The 19978-nt window shown below is 73.4% G+C and carries 12 protein-coding genes; 10 read left to right on the top strand and 2 right to left on the bottom strand.

Features of this window, described 5'->3' with window-relative positions:
• The first annotated feature begins 99 nt into the window (after window positions 1–99).
• From J2S46_RS35310 to J2S46_RS35290, 5 genes are all read left to right on the top strand, one after another.
• Complete coding sequence (locus J2S46_RS35310; RefSeq protein WP_229913406.1) at window positions 100–1236, top strand: LLM class flavin-dependent oxidoreductase; 1137 nt, start codon at window positions 100–102, stop codon at window positions 1234–1236.
• Window positions 1233–2744 carry an MFS transporter gene (locus J2S46_RS35305; protein ID WP_191294555.1) on the top strand — a complete coding sequence of 504 codons (1512 nt, stop codon included), beginning with the start codon at window positions 1233–1235 and terminating at the stop codon, window positions 2742–2744. The genes J2S46_RS35310 and J2S46_RS35305 overlap by 4 nt, the downstream gene beginning before the upstream one ends.
• Window positions 2734–4227 carry a pyridoxal phosphate-dependent decarboxylase family protein gene (locus J2S46_RS35300; protein WP_191294556.1) on the top strand — a complete coding sequence of 498 codons (1494 nt, stop codon included), beginning with the start codon at window positions 2734–2736 and terminating at the stop codon, window positions 4225–4227. Before J2S46_RS35305 ends, J2S46_RS35300 begins: the two co-directional genes overlap by 11 nt.
• A 368-nt stretch (window positions 4228–4595) precedes the next feature.
• Window positions 4596–6926, top strand: a complete 2331-nt coding sequence (locus tag J2S46_RS35295; protein ID WP_229913407.1) for a glycoside hydrolase family 20 protein — start codon at window positions 4596–4598, stop codon at window positions 6924–6926.
• A gap of 862 nt (window positions 6927–7788) precedes the next feature.
• The gene (locus J2S46_RS35290) at window positions 7789–9525 is read left to right on the top strand and encodes an alpha-galactosidase (RefSeq protein WP_229913408.1); all 1737 of its coding nucleotides are present in this window, start codon (window positions 7789–7791) and stop codon (window positions 9523–9525) included.
• A gap of 72 nt (window positions 9526–9597) precedes the next feature.
• On the opposite strand, the gene J2S46_RS35285 is transcribed toward J2S46_RS35290, so the two are convergent.
• Window positions 9598–12840, bottom strand: coding sequence for a penicillin acylase family protein (locus tag J2S46_RS35285; RefSeq protein ID WP_191294557.1), 3243 nt, complete (start codon window positions 12838–12840; stop codon window positions 9598–9600).
• 261 nt (window positions 12841–13101) lie between these two features.
• Between J2S46_RS35285 and J2S46_RS35280 the strand changes: the two genes are divergently transcribed.
• Window positions 13102–13230 (top strand): hypothetical protein, encoded by a 129-nt coding sequence (locus J2S46_RS35280; RefSeq protein WP_268255748.1) that lies wholly within the window; start codon window positions 13102–13104, stop codon window positions 13228–13230.
• A 336-nt stretch (window positions 13231–13566) separates the two neighbouring features.
• On the opposite strand, the gene J2S46_RS35275 is transcribed toward J2S46_RS35280, so the two are convergent.
• A complete protein-coding gene (locus J2S46_RS35275) occupies window positions 13567–13788 on the bottom strand; it encodes a hypothetical protein (protein ID WP_073923446.1) in 222 nt (73 codons plus the stop codon).
• Between the two features lie 435 nt (window positions 13789–14223).
• Between J2S46_RS35275 and J2S46_RS35270 the strand changes: the two genes are divergently transcribed.
• The 4 genes from J2S46_RS35270 (at window position 14224) to J2S46_RS35255 (ending at window position 19959) form a co-directional block, all read left to right on the top strand.
• Complete coding sequence (locus J2S46_RS35270; RefSeq protein ID WP_030918248.1) at window positions 14224–14427, top strand: cold-shock protein; 204 nt, start codon at window positions 14224–14226, stop codon at window positions 14425–14427.
• Between the two features lie 368 nt (window positions 14428–14795).
• Window positions 14796–16349, top strand: a complete 1554-nt coding sequence (locus J2S46_RS35265) for a DEAD/DEAH box helicase (RefSeq protein WP_191293656.1) — start codon at window positions 14796–14798, stop codon at window positions 16347–16349.
• 201 nt (window positions 16350–16550) lie between these two features.
• The gene (locus J2S46_RS35260; RefSeq protein ID WP_191293655.1) at window positions 16551–16931 is read left to right on the top strand and encodes a CBS domain-containing protein; all 381 of its coding nucleotides are present in this window, start codon (window positions 16551–16553) and stop codon (window positions 16929–16931) included.
• 139 nt (window positions 16932–17070) lie between these two features.
• Window positions 17071–19959 carry an ATP-binding protein gene (locus tag J2S46_RS35255; RefSeq protein ID WP_191293654.1) on the top strand — a complete coding sequence of 963 codons (2889 nt, stop codon included), beginning with the start codon at window positions 17071–17073 and terminating at the stop codon, window positions 19957–19959.
• The last annotated feature ends 19 nt before the right edge of the window (window positions 19960–19978 follow it).

Raw genomic sequence — 19978 nt, 5'->3', positions numbered from 1 at the left:
CCCTGCTCCGCCCTCCCCCCCTGTCCTCCCGCCGGGCCCGCCCGGCCGGGCCCGCGTACCCGGGGGTGCCGCCCGCGCACCGCCCGGTGAGGAGTTCCCGTGCCCGCAGACGTACCGGCCCGCCCGGGGGAGCCGGTGTTCCACTGGTTCCTGCCGACCGGCGGCGACGGCCGCGACCCCGGCGGAGTCACCGCCGTCCAGGGCCGGACGTCCGCCGCGACCCGCCGACGCGCCGACGTCGGCTACCTGACCCAGGTCGCCCGCGCCGCCGAACAGTGCGGCTTCACCGCGTTGCTGGCACCGGTCGGCCTCGGCTGCGTCGACCCGTGGATCATCGCCACCGCCGTCGCCCAGCACACCGAGCGGATCGGCTTCCTGGTCGCCTTCCGTCCCGGGTTCGCCAGCCCCACCCTGCTGGCCCAGCAGGCGGACGCGTTCCGCCGGTTCGCGGGCGGCCGGCTCGCGCTCAACGTGGTGACGGGCGGCGATCCCGTCGAGCAGCGGGCGTACGGCGACCGGCTCGCGCACGACGAGCGCTACGAGCGCACCGACGAGGTGATGGCGGTGCTGCGGGAGCTGCTGGCCGGCCGCAGCGGCGACCTCGCCGGGCGCCACGTCCGGACCGAGGGCGCCACCCTCGTCGACCCGGCCACCGAGCATCCGGTGCCGCTGTACCTCGGGGGCGCCAGCCCGGCCGCCGAGGCGGTGTCGGCCCGCCGTGCCGACGTCCAGCTCTACTGGGGGGAGCCGCCGCGGGAGCTGGCCACCCGGATCGCACGCCTCGACGCCCTGGCCGCGGGGGCCGGCCGGGTGCTGCGGCACGGTCTGCGCATCCATGTGATCGCGCGTGACACGGCGGCCGAGGCCTGGGCGGAGGCCGATCGGATGCTGGCCCGGATGGACCCGGAGGCCGTCCGGGCGACCCAGCGGCGGTTCGCCGCGATGGACTCGACCGGGCAGGCGCGGATGGCGGCCCTGCACGGCGGCCGCGCGGACGCCACCTCGCTGGAGATCGCACCCAACCTGTGGGCCGGGATCGGTCTCGTGCGGGAGGGCGCCGGCACCGCGCTGGTCGGCTCGCACGACGAGGTGGCGCAGCGGCTGGCGGAGTACGCGGCGCTGGGCGTGAGCGAGTTCGTGCTGTCGGGCTACCCGCACCTGGAGGAGGCGTACCGGGTCGGCGAGGAGGTGCTGCCCCGCTTCCGCGCGTCGGCCTCCGTGGGCGGAGCCCGGTGAGCGCCGTCGCGAAGGCCGCGCCGGCGGCCGGCGGCGGAGCCGGCCCGCTGCCCGCCGGGGTCCGGATCGGCTACGGCCTCGGGTCGCTGTGCACCGGCACCTTCGGGACGGTTCCCGGCCTGATCCTGCTGTACTACCTGACCGACGTGCTGGCCGTGCCGGCCGCGGTGGCGGGCGCCGCGGTGTTCCTGCCGAAGGCGTGGGACGTGCTCGTCAACCCGCTGGTCGGCGCCGTCTCGGACCGCAGCACCTGGCGGCAGGGGCCCCGGCGGCCGTTCCTGCTGATCGGTGCCTGCACCCTGCCGCCGCTGTTCGCCCTGCTGTTCGCGGCCCCGCCGGTGCGCGGAGCGGCCGCGGCCGGGTACGTCGCCGTGGTGTTCCTGCTGGCCGCCACGGCCTACGCGGTCTTCCAGGTGCCGTACGTGACGATGCCCGCCGAGATGACCGAGGACGACGCCGAGCGTGGCCGGATGCTGGGCTGGCGCGTCGGGTTCCTCGGGGCCGCGATCCTGTTGTCGGGCGCGGTCGCGCCGGCCCTGGCGCACGCGGGCGGCGACACCCCGGGCGGCTACCGGCTGATGGGCGTCGCGGTGGCCGGGCTGCTGGCCGTGGGCATGTTCGGGGCCTGGCACACGACCCGGCGGGCCCCGGTGGTGGCCCGCAGCCGGGCCGAGCCGTCGCTGCGCGCGCAGCTGGCCGCGGTCCGCGACAACCGCCCGTTCCGGTACCTCGCCGGCATGTGGACGGTGCAGGCGCTGGCGGTCGGCGTCCTGCTCGCGGGGGTGCAGTACTTCGCGACGTACACCCTCGGTTCGCCGGGCGCGGTCACGCCGCTGTTCGCCGCCATGATCGGCCCGCTGGTGCTGGTGATGCCGCTGTGGAACCGGCTCGCCCGGCGCCGGGGCACCGGCTACGCGCAGGGCTGCGCGTCGGTGCTGTTCGTGGCGGGCACGGTGGCGCTGGCCCTGACCGGCGTGGCCGGTCCGTGGCTCGGGTACGCGGCGGCGGCCGTGGTCGGCGTCGCGTACGCGGGCCTGCAACTGCTGCCGCTGACCATGCTGGCGGACACGCTGGCCGCGGACGCCGCGCGCACCGGCAGCCGCCGCGCCGCGACGTTCACCGGGCTCTGGACGGCCGCGGAGACGCTGGCCCTCGCCGTGGGCGCCGGGGTGTTCGCCGCGCTGCTGGCGCTGAGCGGCTTCCACCCGTCGGACGCGGCGCACCGGGGCGTCCAGCCGCAGGCCGCGCTCACCGCCATCACCGCCGGCACCGGTCTGGTCCCCGCCGTGCTGGCGGCGGCGAGCCTGTGGCTGCTGCACCGGTACCGGACGGAGGCCCGGCCCGCCGGTCCGCCGCCGGTACCGGAAGCCTGCGCGGACGCCGCCGGCACCGATCCCGGACCCACGGCGGCCACCACGCCCACGCCCACGCCCGTGACCCTGCCCGCCGCAGCCCCCGCACACACACCCGCACCCGCACCCGAGGACGGAAGCACCCGTGTCACCTGAACCCACCCCGCCCACCGCACTCCCGCCCACCACACTCCCGCCCGGCCGCCCCGCCGAGGACGTCCTGACGGAGCTACGGGCCCTGCGCGGGGGTGACGCGCCGACCCGCGGCGGCCGCACCTTCGCCTACGTGTACGACGCCGGCGTCGACGGCCTGGACGCCCTCGCGGCGCAGGCCTACAGCGCCTACGCGACCGTCAACGGGCTCGACATGACGGTCTTCCCGAGCGTCGCCCGGCTGGAGAACGACATCGTGGCCGCGGTGGCCGCGGTGCTCGGAGCCCCGGGCGTCCAGGGCACCTTCACCAGCGGTGGCACCGAGAGCATCCTGCTGGCCGTCAAGACCGCCCGTGACCACGCCCGGGCGACCCGCGGGGTGACCGAGCCCCGGCTGGTGCTGCCGTCGACCGCGCACGCGGCCTTCCACAAGGCCGCCGCCTACCTGGGCGTCCGGCCGGTCGTGGTACCGGTGGACCCGGTGACCTTCCGGGCCGACGCCGCGGCCGTCGCGGCGGCGATCGACGAGCGGACGGTGCTGGTGGTCGCCTCCGCGCCGTCGTACGCGCACGGCGTCGTCGACCCGGTGGCGGAGATCGCGGCGGCCGCCGCCGAGCGGGGCGTGCTCTGCCACGTCGACGCCTGCATCGGCGGCTGGATCCTGCCGTACCTGCGGCGGACGGGCCGCGAGGTGCCGCCGTTCGACCTGTCGGTGCCGGGCGTCACCTCGCTCTCCGTCGACCTGCACAAGTACGGCTACGCCGACAAGGGCGCCTCCGTGGTGCTGTACCGGGACGCCGAGCTGCGCCGCCACCAGTACTTCGCGCACGCGGGCTGGCCGGGCTACCCCGTCGTCAACCCGACCGTGCAGGGCACCAAGTCCGGCGGGCTGCTCGCCCAGGCCTGGGCCGTGCTGCGACACGTCGGCGAGGACGGCTACACCGCGCTGGCGGGCCGGGTCGCCGACGCGTCCGACCGGCTGCTCGCGGGGCTGCGGGCCACCCCGGGGGTGCGGGTGCTCGGTGACCCCGCGGCGGGCCTGGTCGCGTTCACACTGGACGGCGCGGACGGCGCCCCCGACCTGAGCCTGCTGCTGCACCTCGCCGACGAGATGCGCGAGCGCGGCTGGTACCTCCAGCCGCAGCTGTCGTTCGACGGGTTGCCGCCCAATCTGCACCTGACGCTGACCCCGGCGACGGCCGGCCAGGTGGACGCGCTGCTGGCCGACCTGGCGGACGCGCTCAAGGCCGCCCGGGTCCTGCCGCCGGTCGCGGTGGACCCGGCGCTGGCGGAGCTGGCGGCCGGGCTGGACCCGGCGGCACTCGGCCCGGAGGAGATCGCGGGCGTGCTCGCCTTCGCCGGGCTCGACCCGCAGGGCGGGCTGCCGACCCGGACGGCTCCCGTCCTGGTGCTGCTCGACGCCCTGCCCGGCCCGTTGAAGGAGCGGCTGCTGGCCGAGTTCGTGGGGTCGATCTTCCGGATCTGACCCCTCGGCAGGCTCCGGACCGGGACCCGCACGCCGGCGAGCGAGCGCCGGCCCGGCCCCGGGGACAGCGCCGACAGGAAACCGCCCGTCCGGGTCTCCGGGCGGGCGGTGTCGTGTGCGGGCCGCGGAGAAGCCCGGTCGAGCGCGGCCCGCCCGTGGGCCCGGCCATCAGCTTGGCTCAGACCAAGTGCAGAAAGAGTCCGGAAAGCGGTACCACACGCCCCTTTCACCCCGTATTTCTGCGCACTCTTGACAGCTTGGGCGCCTTTCAGTCTACTTTCGAGCACTGGTATAGACCCAATCTCTTCATAGGTCTATACCAATATCAGCCGACTTCACCAGCATCACTCGCCCTCAAGGAGTCAGCAGTGAAGAAGTCGCACCACCGCCTCGCCGGGCTGCTCGCGATCCTCGGATTAGCCGTGACCGGGCTGGCCGGCACCACCGCACCGCAGGCCCACGCGGCAGCGTCGCCGCCCCGGACGATTCCCGCCCTCCAGCAATGGACGCCGGGCACCGGCACCTCGTACACCTTCGGCCCGGCCTCCCACATCGTCGTGGACAGTGCCTACGCCGCCCAACTCGCCGGCGAGGCTGCGACCTTCGCCCAGGACGTCAAGCAACTGACCGGCGTCAACGCGCCGACGACGACGGGTGCGGCCGGATCCGTCACGGCCGGAGACATCTTCCTGACCCTCGGATCGACGGACACCGCTCTCGGCACCGAGGGCTACTCGCTGTCCGTGGGCACCTCGGTCAAGGTCCAGGCCGCCACCGGAGCCGGGGCCTTCTACGGCACCCGGACGGTCCTGCAACTGCTCAAGCAGTCCGCCACCATCCCGGCCGGCACGGCCCGCGACTGGTCCTCCTACACCGAACGCGGCCTGATGGTCGATGCCGGCCGCAAGTACTTCTCGGTGTCCTGGCTGCAGAACCAGGTCAGGGACATGGCCTACCTGAAGCTCAACTACCTGCACCTCCACCTGTCCGACAACCTCGGCTTTCGGCTGGAGAGTTCGACCCACCCGGAGATCGTCTCCGCCCAGCACTACAGCAAGCGGGAGATCGCCGACCTGATCGCGTTCGCCGCCGGGTACCACGTCACCGTCGTCCCGGAGCTGGACATGCCCGGGCACATGGACACGATCCTGGCGGCCCACCCCGAGCTCAAGCTCAGGACCGCCGACGGCAGCACCCCGGACGGCGGGAACATCGACCTGTCCAACCCGGCTTCGTACGTGCTGATGAAGGACCTCATCACCGAGTACCTGCCGCTCTTCCCGGCCAAGTACTGGCACCTGGGCGCCGACGAGTACGGCGTCGACTACGCCCGCTACCCGCAACTGGCCGCCTACGCCAAGCAGCAGTACGGGGCCTCCGCCAAGCCCAAGGACGTGTTCTACGGGTTCATCCGCTGGGCCGACGCCATCGTGCGCGGCGCCAACCGGACCATGCGGACCTGGAACGACGGCATCGCCTCCGGCGACGGGACCATTCCGGTGGCCGCCGACATCACGGTCGACTACTGGTACACCTACGGCCTGAGCCCCCAGCAGCTCGTGAGCGCCGGCCACCTCGTCCAGAACGGCTCCTGGACGCCCACCTACTACGTGCTCGGCGGGGCGAAGCCGGACACGGCCTACATGTACCAGCAGTGGAATCCCGGCATCTTCCAGGGCGGCGCCACCCTGACCGACCCGTCCAAGAACCTGGGGTCGACGCTGCACGTCTGGTGCGACAACCCCAACGCCGAGACCGAGAGCCAGATCGCGGGCGGCATCATGGAGCCACTGCGCGCGCTGGCCCAGCAGACCTGGGGATCCCCCAAGCAGGTCTCCACGTTCAGCGCCTTCCAGCCGGTGATCGCCGCGATCGGCCACGCCCCCGGCTGGCCCACCGACGTGGCCGCCGGTGACCTGGCCCTGAACAGGCCGACCACCGCGTCCTCGACGGAGACCGCCGACTTCCCCGCCGGCGGCGCCACCGACGGCAGCTACGGCAGGCGCTGGGCCAGCCAGTACTCCGACCCGCAGTGGCTGCAGGTCGACCTCGGTACCACGTCGGCCATCGGAGAGGTGAAGCTGACCTGGGAGAACGCCTACGCCAAGGCCTACCAGATCCAGGTCTCCAACGACGGGACCACCTGGACCACCCTCTACTCCACCACGGCCGGCTCCGGCGGCGTCAACGACCTCACCGGGCTCAACGGCTCGGGCCGGTACATCCGGATGTACGGAACCCAGCGCGGCACCACCTACGGCTACTCCCTGTGGGAGTTCGAGGTCTACGGCCCCTCGCACCCGAATCCGAACCTGGCACTGGGACGGCCGGCCACCACGTCCAGCATCGAGTCGAACATCGCCACGCTGGGCCCGTCCGCCGCCGTGGACGGCAGCAACACCACCCGTTGGGCCAGCAACTACACCGATCCCCAGTGGCTCCAGGTCGACCTCGGTACCACGTCGGCCATCGGAGAGGTGAAGCTGACCTGGGAGAACGCCTACGCCAAGGCCTACCAGATCCAGGTCTCCAACGACGGGACCACCTGGACCACCCTCTACTCCACCACGGCCGGCTCCGGCGGCGTCAACGACCTCACCGGGCTCAACGGCTCGGGCCGGTACATCCGGATGTACGGAACCCAGCGCGGCACCGGCTGGGGCTATTCGCTGTGGGAGTTCGAGGTCTACGGCGGATAGCACCCGGCCCTGCTGGTCCGTCCTGCTCGGCCCGGCCCTTCCTGGAACGGCGGTTGTCACGACCGACGCTCCCGGGAGGGCCTCGGCATGCCCGGCCCTGTCCGGCGAGCCGCGCGCCATGGGTGTCAGGACTGCCACCGACAACGTCAGCTCCCCCGCACCGTCGAACAAGGCCCTGCTGTCCCCTGATTTCGGGTTCGACGCCGAGTTTACACAGAAGCAAACACGATCTAACAACTGCGGCACTCGGGCGTCACCTGCGCGACACCGTCTCCTGCGAGCGGATCTGCGGGCCGGGAAGCACCCACGACCCTTTGACACCGCGCAGCGGGAGCATCCCTTCCCATCTCCCCGCGAAAGGGGGTCTGGCCTCAGGGGCACCGGACCGCAGTCCCATCCCTGCTCAACAGGCCTATGGGGGAAGGATTGTCGAGCGAGCCGACCCCGCCGGGCGGGACACCTGCAGCCCGGGGCCACATCACGGGGCCGTCTCGGATGGCAGCAGATCGTCGAAAACTCTTGACGGTCAGGGCGAACGGGGCGTTTCCTGTGACGCACCAGTTCGATCCTGGTGATTTCGAATCGATTCTGTCGCTTCTTGTTGGAACTTCAGCGTAGTCGACGGGCCCGCGCAGTCAGTCCCGACAAGGAGCGCGCTCGCTACCCACCTGCAGCCGGCTGTCCGCCGTCCGAAGGTCCGCCGTCACCACACACGGCCCTCCTCCGCTCCCGGCCGGGCTCCCCGCCCTGCAGGGCGTCTCCTCCATCGGCAACGAACCCCAAGCCGCCTGCCTCCGGAAGAGCCGCGACCGCCCGACGGGGCACAATCCCACCCCCCACCCACAGCACCCCTAGGACCCCCATGTCCACCATGAATTCCCCCGCCTCCCCCTCCCGTTCCCGCAGAGCCGTCGCGCTGCTGGCCACCGCGCTCGTGCTGGCCGTCGGCCCGCTGACGACCATCGGTGCCCAGCCCGCGTCCGCCCTGGACAACGGCGTGGCCATCACCCCGCCGATGGGCTGGAACACCTGGAACTCGTTCGGCTGCGGGATCAGCGAGCAGCTCATCCGCACCGCTGCGGACAACCTCGTCAGCTCCGGCATGAAGGACGCGGGCTACGACACCGTCATCGTCGACGACTGCTGGTTCGACCCCCAGCGCGACGCCCAGGGCAACATCCACGGCGACCCCGTGCGCTTCCCCGGCGGGATGAAGGCCCTCGGCGACTACATCCACTCGAAGGGCCTGAAGTTCGGCATCTACGAGGTGCCCACCGACAAGACCTGTGCACAGAGACAGACCAAGAACCCCTACCCCGGGGCGACCGGCAGCCAGGGGCACGAGCAGCAGGACGCGGACTCGTTCGCCGCCTGGGGTGTCGACTACCTCAAGTACGACTGGTGCTCCCCGGACAAGACCCTTGACCAGCAGGTCGCCGCCTTCAGCACGATGCGCGACGCCCTGCACAACACCGGCCGCCAGATCGTGTACAGCATCAACCCCAACAGCTTCCACGCGGACAAGACCGGAGCCACCTACGACTGGTCCGCCGTCGCCAACATGTGGCGGACCACCGAGGACATCAGCGCCGACTGGGACCAGGCCAAGACGAGCAACTCGTACAGCATGGGCGTCATGGACATCGTCGGCTACAACGGCCGCCTCGGCAGCCAGGCCGGCCCGGGCCACTGGAACGACCCGGACATGATGGAGGTCGGCGTCGGCAGTTTGAGCGATCCTGTCCTGGCCCGCTCGCACTTCAGCCTCTGGGCCCAGATGGCCTCACCCCTCGTCGCGGGCAACAAGCTCACCACCATGACGTCCGACATCAAGGGCGTCCTCACCAACCACGACGTGATCGCCGTCGACCAGGACAGCCTCGGACGTCAGGCCCGCATCGTCACCGACTCCGACACCCAACTGCTGACGGTCCGTGAACTGGCCGGCGGTGACAGGTCGGTGACCCTCACCAACACCGGTGCGAGCACGGCCACGGTGTCCACCACGGTCGCCGAACTCGGCATCGCCGGGGCCCCCTCCTACACCGTCAAGAACCTGTGGACCGGGGCCTCCAGCAGCACGACCGGTGCCCTCTCCGCCAGCCTGGCCTCCCACGAGACCGCCATGTACCGCATCACCCCCGGCGGCACGATCAGCACCGTCCAGGCGCCGCCCGCCGACGGCACCTACGAGATCGCCTCCGCGACCAGCCCCGCACAGGTGATCGACGACCCCAACAGTTCCCTGGAGAACAGCAAGCAGCTGCTCACCTGGGACCGGAACAACAACGACAACCAGCGCTGGATCCTCACCGCCAACCCCGACGGCACCTACGCCGTGAAGAACAAGGTCTCCGGCAAGTGCTTCGACATCCGCGGCGGCTCCACGGCAGCCGGCGCGGCCGTCATCCAGTACACGTGCGACTCGGCCAAGCCCAACCAGAAGTTCGCCCTCACGCCGGCCGGCAACAACGGATACAAGCTCGTCGCCCAGAGCAGCGGCCTCGCCGTCACTCCGAGCGGTAGCGTCAAGAACTCCGTCCTCACCCAGCAGCCCGTCGCCACCGGGCAGGCCTGGACCCTCATCCGGACCAGCTGACCCTCGTCGGGCGGCCCGGCCCCGTCCTTCGACGGGGCCGGGCCGCCTTCGGCGTGCCGGCGCGGTGCGCAGTCAGCGCGCGTAGAGGCCGATCTCGTCCAGCGAGTACCGGTTGTCCGTCCCCCGTTCGAGCAGGGTGAGGCGGACGTGGCGGGCGTCGACCGGCGGGAAGGAGCGGTTCTCCAGTCCACCGCCGGCGCCGGTCGCGCTGTACACCGTGCGCCAGCCGGCGCCGTCGGTGGAGACCTCGATCCGGTAGGACTTCGCGTACTGGTCGGACCAGTCCAGGACGGTCCGGCCGACCTTGCGCACCGCACCGAGATCCACGCTGATCCAGGCCGTGGCGACCGTCTTGCTGGCCCACCGGGTGCCGGTGTTGCCGTCGACGGCCTGGCGGGGCGGGTAGGCGACCACGACGGCGTCCTGGTAGTCGGAGGCGGTCGCCTCGGCACCCGTCGCCAGGTTGGCCAGGTCGTCGCCGCGGCGGGCCGGGAACTCCACGACCTGCTGGTAGGTGGGGCGGTTCTGCCAGGCGATCCTGGGGACGGTGATGCCGCCCATCGCCCGGTGGACGATCGAGTCGGCGCAGAGCTGCTCGCCGGCGCCGCAGTACTTGTCGGCGGGGTAGGTGGTGGCGGCGGGCGTGGCGGCGGCCGCGGTCAGCGTGTCGAGGAGCACCTGCCGGCAGGCCTGCAGGGAGCCGCTGCCGCAGTAGGACCGGTCCAGCGGCCCCCGGACCGGCCGCCCGAGGACGCTCCGCAGGTCCTTGTCGACGTACGACCACCAGCCGTGCTGGAACGCCGACCCCTTGTGGGCCTCGCCCGCGGCGATGGTGCTGCCGCCGCCGCCCGAACCCTGCTGGCCGCCCGAGGGCGACTCGTTGACCGGGGCGACGGCGGTCAACGCACGGTAGGCGCCGTCGCCGAGCCCGGGCCGGAACTCGCCCTCCACCAGCAGCGGCCACCAGGCGTCGAGGATCCGGACCGCCTCGGCGTCCGCGTACACGCCGTCGCCCTTGTGCGCCTCGCGCCGGTGGGAGCCCGAAGCCTGCCAGGCCCGGAGCTTCGCGACGGCGGCGGCCTGCGCCGGGTCGGTGACCGGCGCGGAGTCGAGGACGGCCAGCAGCTCCGGCAGCACCTGGTCGGCCCGGAGGTCCACGGCGGCGGCGTCCTCCATCGCGGTGACCAGATCCGCACGGGTGACCTTGCCGCGTGCGACGAGGGCGGAGACCCGTTCGTCGAGCAGGTCGGCGCGGTGCACGGCGCCGTTGCCCCAGGCGGAGGTGAAGCCCGGCGCCTGCTTGTTGTTCCAGCTGACGTAGTAGTCCTGGTCGACCGACTGCGGGTGCCGGGCCGGCGGTTCGACGGCCGAGGTGTTCCCGGCGCGGTCCCAGCCCTGCCAGGTGTACCCGGGGCCGGCCAGGATCGGCAGGTCGGGATCCGTACCGGCCGCGCGCACGGGGTCGGTGCCGGAGTTGTAGTAGGCGGTGTGGTCCGCGTCGGCGTAGAACCAGTTGAAGGTGTAGCCGACGTGCTGCGCCGCCTGCTGGAAGGTCGCCGCGGAGGTGACCGCCGACGGGTCGTTGAACTCCTGGAAGCCGATCACCGGGTCCAGGTCGTGCCGGTAGGTGGCACGCAGCGCGGTGAAGGCGACCGGACGGCCGGCGACGGTACCGGTGTGTGTGACCAGGCCGTAGGCGGAGCGCAGCGTCTCCAGGTCGTACGCGCCGACGGCGGTGGAGTCGGCGGTGGTCGGGGCCCAGGCGTTGTGCTGGAGGAGCGACTCGAAGGGGGTGCAGACGCCGTCGAGCAGATAGCTGCGGGAGGCGGTCGTCGCGGCGGACCCGGACGGCTCGCACAGGTCGACGGCGAAGGTGTCGGTGATGTCCTGGTTGGCGGAGGTGGCGCTCCAGGCGTAGTCCGCGCCGCGGCCGATCTCGACGTAGAAGCTCAGGCCGGGGAAGGAGGCGCCGCGACTGCGCAGACCGGGCCCGTCGAGTTCCTGCACCATCAGGATCTGCGGGGCGTAGTAACCGGTCTGCGGGCCGAAGACGGCGACCGGGTGGCCGGAGGCGGTGTGCGCGCCGGAGACCAGCAGGGCGTTGGACATGCCCTTCCTGGCGGTGATGAGGTCGGCGGGGAGCACGCCCTCGGCGGCCGGGTCCGCGGTGGCGGCGGAGGCGGAGACCGTGGCGGCGACGGGGGCCGGCGTCGCACCGGTCCCGGTACCGCTCCGGGCGTGGGCGAAGGCCGCGACCGAGCCCGCGTCGGGGAGCGCGCTGCCCACGGGGTTCGCGGGCGAGGCGGCGTAGGGGAACGTCGTGCCGTCGTGCACGGTGGCGGTCGCCTCGGGGTCGTCGCCGGACCGCCAGGCGGCGTAGGCGCGGTCGCCCTCGGCGGTGCCGAGGCGCTGGCGCAGGGCGATCCGGGCCAGGGTGTTCTCCACCTCGCCGCCACCTCCGCCGCCGAAGATCGCGCCGATCACCGAGGAGACGGCGACCACGTCGGTGGCGGTGAAGGGCTGGATGGTGGAGCCGTGGCCGGTGAGCACGTACTCGCCCGGGTAGGTGTCGGCGGCGACGTCCGCCGTGGCGAAGGCGTTGAGGCCGGCGACGTAGTCCTGGATGTCCTGGTAGGCCTGGGCGCCGCGGGCGCCGGCGGCGCGCACCCGGTCCAGCTGCTGCTGGAGGTCGGCCTCGGTGTACGGGGCGACGGCCCACAGGCTCTGCTCCAGCGCACGGTTGCCGGCCGCGCCGCCGGCGAAGGACGAGAGCCGCCCGCGCCCGACGTGGCGCAGCACGTCGATCAGCCAGAGGCGGTCCTGTCCGGCGGCGTAGCCGGCGCCGAACTCGGTGTCCGCGCGGGTGGTGCCCTTGATGTGCGGGGTGCCGGTGGCCTTGTCGCGGGTGATGGTGACGCCGGGCCGCGGGGCGAGGGTGCTCTCGCTCTGACCGGCCGGCACCCCGAACGAGGCGTCGTTGAAGTACGCGGCGAGCTGGTCGTCCGTCAGCCCGGAGTAGTCGTGCAGCAGGTTGTCGTACCGCTCGACCTGGTCGGCGGAGTGCGCGGGCCGGGTGCCGACGCTCTGGTGCAGCAGGATCCCGGCGAGGGTGGCGTGACCGTTCTCGCCTGCGGTGAGGATGTCCTGGCACTGGCCGAGGCAGGGGTCGCCGGGGGCCGGGGCCGGGCCGGCCGCCGGGGCGGCGGGCGTGGCCGCTGCGGCGCTCAGCAGCAGGGCGGCGGCGGTCAGGGCCGCGACGGCGGCCGAGCGCAGGCGGCGGCGCGGCCGGCGGAGCGGGACAGGAGCTGGGGGCACCTGAGCCTCTTCCTTGGGGCGGGGTGGGGGTGGTCGGCGCATCCCGGGTCGGGGCGCACGCGAACGCTAGTACCGCCGCCGTACCGGCCGGTAGAGCACCCGGTCAACCCGCCATACGACCGTAACGCGGCGTACACAGTGACTTCCTGAGCGATCGTCAGCGATGCCCGTGCGGCGCCTTCCCGCCCGTGGCTGCCCGGTCGCGCAGGCCGGGAGCCGTCGTGGCCGGAGCCTCGGAGCCGGCCGACACCGGGGGCCGCCGTGCCGGGGACAATGCGCAGGCCGGGCGAGCAGGGGCTCGGCGAAGCGACCGGCATCGGCGTGCAACTGCTCTCCGTCCCCGACGTGCGGGCCCTGCTCCGACCGGCAGCCGGCGAGGCGACCGGGTGACCGCACGGCCGGACTGGGGCGCGGTGGCCGATCGGGGCGGCGGTCACCCGATCGGCGCGTGGGCGGTGGAGGGTGCCGGGCCGCGGCGGATCGGCCGGTCCAGCTCATCCGGCAGGCGCACCCGCGCCCGGGCGCGGCGGTGCGCCCCCTCGGGCGTCCCTGCGGCGGGATCGCGGGCCGTGGCGGTCCGGCTGTCGGCCCGTCACCCGGGCGCGACGCGGCTCGCGACGGCGGGCAGGGCGCACGGTCGTGTGAACGCGTGGGTGGATCGAGTCCTGCCACGGGTCCGTCCACCGCGCGGGGCCGGGCACCCCGGGCGGTGGACGGACAGCAGGGTCAGAGCTTGAACATCGCGGTGTACGGCTGGGTGATCCGTTCCTGACGCGATCCGAAGTCGACGAGTACCGCGACGTCGTCCTCGACACCGATGGCCGTGCCGAGGCCGTACCTGTCGTGGGTGACGCGGTCGCCGACGGCGAAGTACTTGCGCGGAGCCTCGATCGGGGCCTTGAAGGGGCTCGTAGGCAGGGGGCGGCGGAGTGCTGCAGATTTCGTCATCCTCCTCAGTATGCGCCAGATTGCACGAGCGCGGCTGCTTCGGAGGCATCACAAAAAAAATCGGACGGGCGCGGGAGCACGGGCGCCGCCCCCTTCCCCGCGCCCACCCTCCCCGGGGCGGCCGACAGCCGAGGGGCGTCCGCTCTGTCCATCAACGTCCGCACGCCCTGGGTGACTTGGGAGTCATGTCGGCTGCGGCCGGCGGTTCGGCGGGAGGCTCCCGCCGAACCGGGGGCGAAATTCTTCACCACGACGGGCCCGGAACTGCTAGAGTCTTCATCAGTTGCAGTAGTGGTTCCCATGAACTTGTGTGCGCCTGCTGATGTGTCGCAGGCGCATTTTTGTTGCCCGGTTTTCCCCGGGTGGGTGCTCATCGCGGCGACTCGAAGGCCGCACGGTGCGGAATTCGGACAGCCCCTTGAAGGAGATTTTTTTATGGCTAATGGCACTGTGAAGTGGTTCAACGCGGAAAAGGGCTTCGGCTTCATCGAGCAGGAGGGCGGCGGTCCTGACGTGTTCGCCCACTACTCGAACATCAACGCCAACGGCTTCCGTGAGCTGCTCGAGGGCCAGAAGGTCGAGTTCGACGTCACGCAGGGCCAGAAGGGCCCGCAGGCCGAGAACATTCGTCCGCTGTAGTTTTTCTGCCTAGGCACCCGCCTGGTAGCGAGGGGCCCGCACCGCGTACATGCCCGGTGCGGGCCCCTCGGCTTTGCGCAACGACGCATCCCCCGGCCGTCAAGGCCCCCTGGCTCCGCCACCGGCGGCCGTCCCCACGCGAGGCGCACCGCGCCGCGTGCGGATCGGCGCCCTGCCGTGACATCGCACGGTTCGAGGCTCTCCGCTCCCGCTCCTCGCGGTGAGCGCCGGCCCGAAGGTGAGCCGCACGGTTCTACCGTCCACGCTCCGCCCGTCGTACTTCCGGCCCGTTCCCTCGTGGTCTCCGCCCGGCGCCCCGCGCCGCGGAGCCTTCCTCGTGACGTGCCGCCCTGAGGAAGGTCTCCCGCATGAATCGCTCCAGTCGCTCGTCGTACCAGAACGCCAATTCCCGCTCCGGCGCCGACGCCCGCGGGTCCCGCTCCGGGGGAGGCACCGGCTCCGGGTCGCGCTCCGGCGGCAGCTCCTTCTACGGCTCCCGGCCCTCCGACGGCCGGCGCTCCTCCGGTCGCGGTGGCCGTCAGGAATCCTCCCTGCAGGGCGAGTTCGCGATGCCGGTGAGCACCACCCCGGCGCTGCCGGCCGTCGAGTCCTTCGACGAGCTGGACATGCCGAAGGCCCTGCTGTCGACGCTGACCCGCCAGGGCGTCACCTCGCCGTTCCCGATCCAGGCCGCGACGCTGCCGAACTCGCTCGCCGGGCGCGACGTCCTCGGCCGGGGCCGCACCGGCTCCGGCAAGACCATCGCGTTCGGTCTCGCCGTACTGGCCCGGACGGCCGGGCGACGGGCCGAGCCCCGGCGCCCGCTCGCCCTGGTCCTCGTCCCCACCCGCGAGCTCGCCCAGCAGGTCACCGAGGCCCTCACCCCCTACGCCCACGCGCTGCGGCTGCGGACGGCCACCGTGGTGGGCGGCATGTCGATCGGACGCCAGGCGCAGGCGCTCAACCGCGGGGCGGAGGTCGTGGTGGCCACCCCCGGCCGGCTCAAGGACCTGATCCAGCGTGGTGACTGCCAGCTGGACGGGGTCGGCGTCACCGTCCTCGACGAGGCCGACCAGATGGCCGACATGGGCTTCCTGCCGCAGGTCACCGAGCTCCTCGAACAGGTCGCCGAAGGCGGCCAGACGATGCTGTTCTCCGCCACCCTGGACCGCAACGTCGACCGCCTGGTGCGGCGCTTCCTCAAGGACCCGGTCACCCACTCGGTGGACCCGTCGGCCGCCGCGGTCAGCACCATGGAGCACCACCTGCTGCACGTGCAGAACACCGACAAGAACGCCACCATCGCCCACATCGCCTCCCGGGACGGCGGGGTGATCATGTTCGTCGACACCAAGCACGGCGCGGACCGGCTGGTGGAGGAGCTGCTCGCCAACGGGGTGAAGGCCGCGGCCCTGCACGGCGGCAAGTCGCAGCCGCAGCGCACCCGGACCCTGGAGCAGTTCCGGTCCGGCCGGGTGACCGCGCTGATCGCGACCAACGTGGCGGCCCGGGGCATCCACGTCGACGGGCTCGACCTGGTCGTCAACCTGGACCCGCCGAACGACCACAAGGACTACCTGCACCGGGGCGGGCGCACCGCCCGGGCCGGCGAGTCCGGCACCGTGGTCACCCTGGTGCTGCCCCACCAGCGCCGCGAGATGGCCCGCATGATGACCACGGCGGGCATCACCCCCACCTCCACCCGGGTCCACTCCGGTGACGAGGAGCTCGCCCGCATCACCGGCGCCCGGGTGCCCACCGGTATCCCCACCGTGATCTCCGACCCCGTCGTCGAGCGTCCGCGCCGCAGCGCGTCGGCCGGCCGTGGCCGCCGCGGCCGCCCCGTCCACGCCGGCCGCGACCAGCAGGCCGGCACCGGCTCCCGCGGCCGGGCGCCGAGGCGGGTCGCGCTCGCCGCGTAGCGGACGACGCGTGGGCCCGGACCACCGCGGTCCGGGCCCACGCGACCCACCGGTGGGCGGCCGCGGCGACGGCCCGCCCCGGCGGGCACCCCGCCGGACGCACGACCCGGACGCACGACCCGGGCGAACGACCCCGGACGCACCACCGCCAGGCCCCGACCACCGCCGGCCCCGGCGGAAGACACGCGAAGGAGTCCGCCCATGACCCTTACTCTCGAACCCCCCGTCATCACCGCCACGGTCGGCGACCGGATGACCGGCCCGGAGCTGCAGATCAGCGACGACATCATGGTCGACACCGCGATGGACATCCTGCTGAGCTCCGGAGCGGACCACCTGCTGGTCCGCGACGAGGACGGCCGCTGCGCCGGACTGCTGACCCGCCTGCACCTCGCACCGTTCCAGGCCAGGTCCTGGTACACCGAGCGCACCCCGATCCGGGACGTCGTCCTCGACCGCGCCCCGTTCGCCACCGCCGACATGCCCGCCGGCGAGGCGGCCGCCGCGATGCGCTCCCGTGGCCTGGAGCTGTGGCCGGTCGTGGACCACGACGGCCACGTCATAGGCCTGCTCGGCCTCTAGGACGCCACGAACTAGGACGCCACGAACGCCGGCGCACCGGCCGGCACCCCGCGGGGCAGGCCGGGCCCGGGACCGGGCCGGTGAGCGGGATAGCATGGAGTTCCGTTTCACCGGATGCTGATTCGTCCCCAAGGTTGCCATGGCAGATCTGTCGGTCGGCGGGACCGGTTCCGGTCGCCGCGCGGGCTTCGCGTTCGTGGGCCGCGAGCCCGAACTGCGCTCGCTGGTGGACGGCCTGCGCGAAGGGCCGGCCGTGGTCCTCGTCGAGGGCGAGGCCGGACTGGGCAAGTCCCGGCTGCTGCGGGAGGCCGCCGCGCGGCTGGAGGACCAGGGACTGGCCGTGCTCCGCGGCTGGTGCCACCCGCTGCGCGAGCCGCTGCCGTTCGGGCCGGTCGTCGACGCGCTGCGCGACGCGCACGCCCTGTTCGGCCCCGGGACGCGGTTCAGCCCCGCGACGGCCCTCCTCGCACCGCACATCCCGGAACTCGCCGGGCGGCTCCCGGCGCCCGGCCCGGAGATCGGCGCCCAGCCACGGCAGCAGCAGCTGATGCGGGCGGTGCACGACCTGCTGGGCGCCCTGGGCCCGGTCGTGCTGATGGTGGAGGACCTGCACTGGGCGGACGACGCGACCAGGGACCTGCTCCTGCTGCTCGCCCGGAACCCGCCCCAGCAGCTGCGGATGGCGCTGACCTACCGCCGGGAGGACCTGCCGGGCGCGCGCAACGTGCTCGGTGTGCCGTACCGGCGGCCGGTGGGGGTCGGCGGCACCGAGATCACCCTCAACCCGCTGGCCGAGGAGCAGGTGCGCGAACTCGCCGCCTCGGCGATCGGGCCGGCCGCCGCCGCCCGGCTCGGCCGGGAACTGTTCGAGCGCAGCGGCGGGCTGCCGCTCGCCGCCGAGGAGGACCTGCTGGTGCTCGCGGACCAGGTCGCCCTCGGCGGTGGCAAGGGTTCGGTGCTGAAGGACGCCGCGGTGCCGCGCGCCCTGCAGGAGGCGGTGAACAGCCGGGTCGCGGTGCTCGACCCCGGGGCGGTGGCGGTCGTCCAGGCGGCCGCCGTGCTGGCCGTGCCCGCCAGCGAGGAACAGTTGGCGCTGCTGACCGGGCTGGAGGAGGAGCAGGCCGAGCAGGCGCTCACGGCGGCCCTGGTGGCCGACGTGCTGGTCGAACGCGGCCCCGGCCGGTACGGGTTCCGCCACGTGCTGGCCCGGCGGGCCGTGTACGAGCGGATCATCGGCCCGCGGCGGCGCAGGCTCCACGTCCGCGCCATCGAGGCGCTCTCCGGGCAGGACACCCCGGCACTGGTGCAGATCGCCCACCACGCCCGCCAGCTCGGCGACGTCACCGCCTGGCTGCCCAGGGCGCTGGCCGCGGCCGACCACGCGGTCGCCGTCGGCGACGACGGCGTCGCCGCCGAACTCCTGCAGCAACTCCTCGCCGAACCCGCGCTCCCCCCGGAGGACCGCGCCCGGACCGCCCTCACCCTGAGCAACGTCGCGTTCTGGAGCGCCGACTCGGTGGCCAGCACGGCGATCCTGAGCCGCATCATCGCCGACCCGGCCCTGCCCACCCCCGTCCGCGGCGAGATCCGCCTCAACCTCGCCCGCACCCTGATGAACACCAGCACCGACCGGGTCCGGCAGATGGAGGAGCTGGAACGCGCGATCACCGAGCTGGAGAGCAGGCCCGGCCTGGCCGCCGGCGCGATGGCCGCCCTCAGCATGGGCCACCGCGCCGACAGCACCCTCGTGCAGGACCGCGAGATGATGGACCGGGCCGTACGGATGGTCGCCCGCAGCGACGACCCGCTGGCCCACGCGACCGTGCTGGCCCTGCGGATCACCCTGCTGGGGATGGCCGGCGACCCGCTGGCCTGGGACCTCCTGCCGGACCTCCCCCGTGACAGCCCGGACCGCGACGTCCTGCGCCAGGTGGCCCGGGCCCTGCACAACCTCTCCTACGCCGCCTTCCTGTTCGGCCAGGACGACCGGGCCCGCACCCCGCTGCACGAGGCCGAGGAGCTGACCCGGTACACCGGCTACAAGCTGATGGCGCACGGCTGCGACGTGGCCCGGCTCAGGCTGGACTTCGGCGCGGGGCGCTGGGAGGGCCTGGACGAGCGGATCGAGTCGATGATCCCCGAGACGTCCGACGGCAGCGGCTTCCAGACCGAGACGGTGATGGTGCGGGCCATGCTGAACGTGGCGCGCGGCCGGTGGGCCCGGGCCCGGGCGGACCTCGCACCGTTCGACACCGGCGACGAGGAGCACACCTACTGGCAGCTCGGGCAGGAGGGCGTCGCCGTCCTCGCCCGCATCGACCTGCTGGAGGACGAGCCCCGCCGGGCCTGGCAGCGGGTGCAGGGGGCGCTCGCGGTCAGGCGCCACAAGGGCGGCTGGGGGTGGGCGACCGAGCTGGTGCCGACCGCGGTACAGGCCGCGCTGGCCAGCGGCCTGCCCGAGCAGGCCGCACGGCTGACCGCCGAGGCCGCCGCCGGGATCGAGGGCCGGGACAGCCCCGGGGCCGAGGCCGAGATCCTCTGGTGCAGGGGGCTGCTGGCCGCCGGCTCCGACCCCGAGGCCGCCGCCGCCCTGCTTGAGCGGGCACGGGTGCGCTACGAGGCCATCGGCCGGGTGTACACCGCGGCCCTCGTCGCCGAACAGGGCGGACGCCTCCAGCTCACCCGCAATCCCGGCCAGGGCGCCCGCGGCCTCCAGCACGCCCTCGACGTCTTCACCCGGCTCGACGCCACCGCGGACGCGGCCCGCTGCCGCCAGGCCCTGCGCGCCGGCGGACAGCTGCGGCCCGAACCGCGCGGCCGCCGTACCTACGGCGCGGACCTCTCCCCCCGGGAGCGGCAGGTCGCCGCCCTGCTCGCCACCGGCGCCGGCAACCAGGAGATCGCCCGCACCCTCGGGCTCTCCCCGCGCACCGTCGAGCACCACGTCGCCAACACCCTCAAGAAACTCGGCGTGACCCGCGCGCGGGTCGGCGAGGCGATCCGCGCCGGCGGCGGCCCCGGCCTCTGAGTCCACCCCGAGGCCTACG

The sequence above is a fragment of the Kitasatospora herbaricolor genome (assembly GCF_030813695.1).
In the GTDB taxonomy this organism is placed as follows: domain Bacteria; phylum Actinomycetota; class Actinomycetes; order Streptomycetales; family Streptomycetaceae; genus Kitasatospora; species Kitasatospora herbaricolor.
The sequence above is the reverse complement of the archived record's forward strand: the minus strand, read 5'-3'. Positions and strand labels throughout refer to the sequence as shown.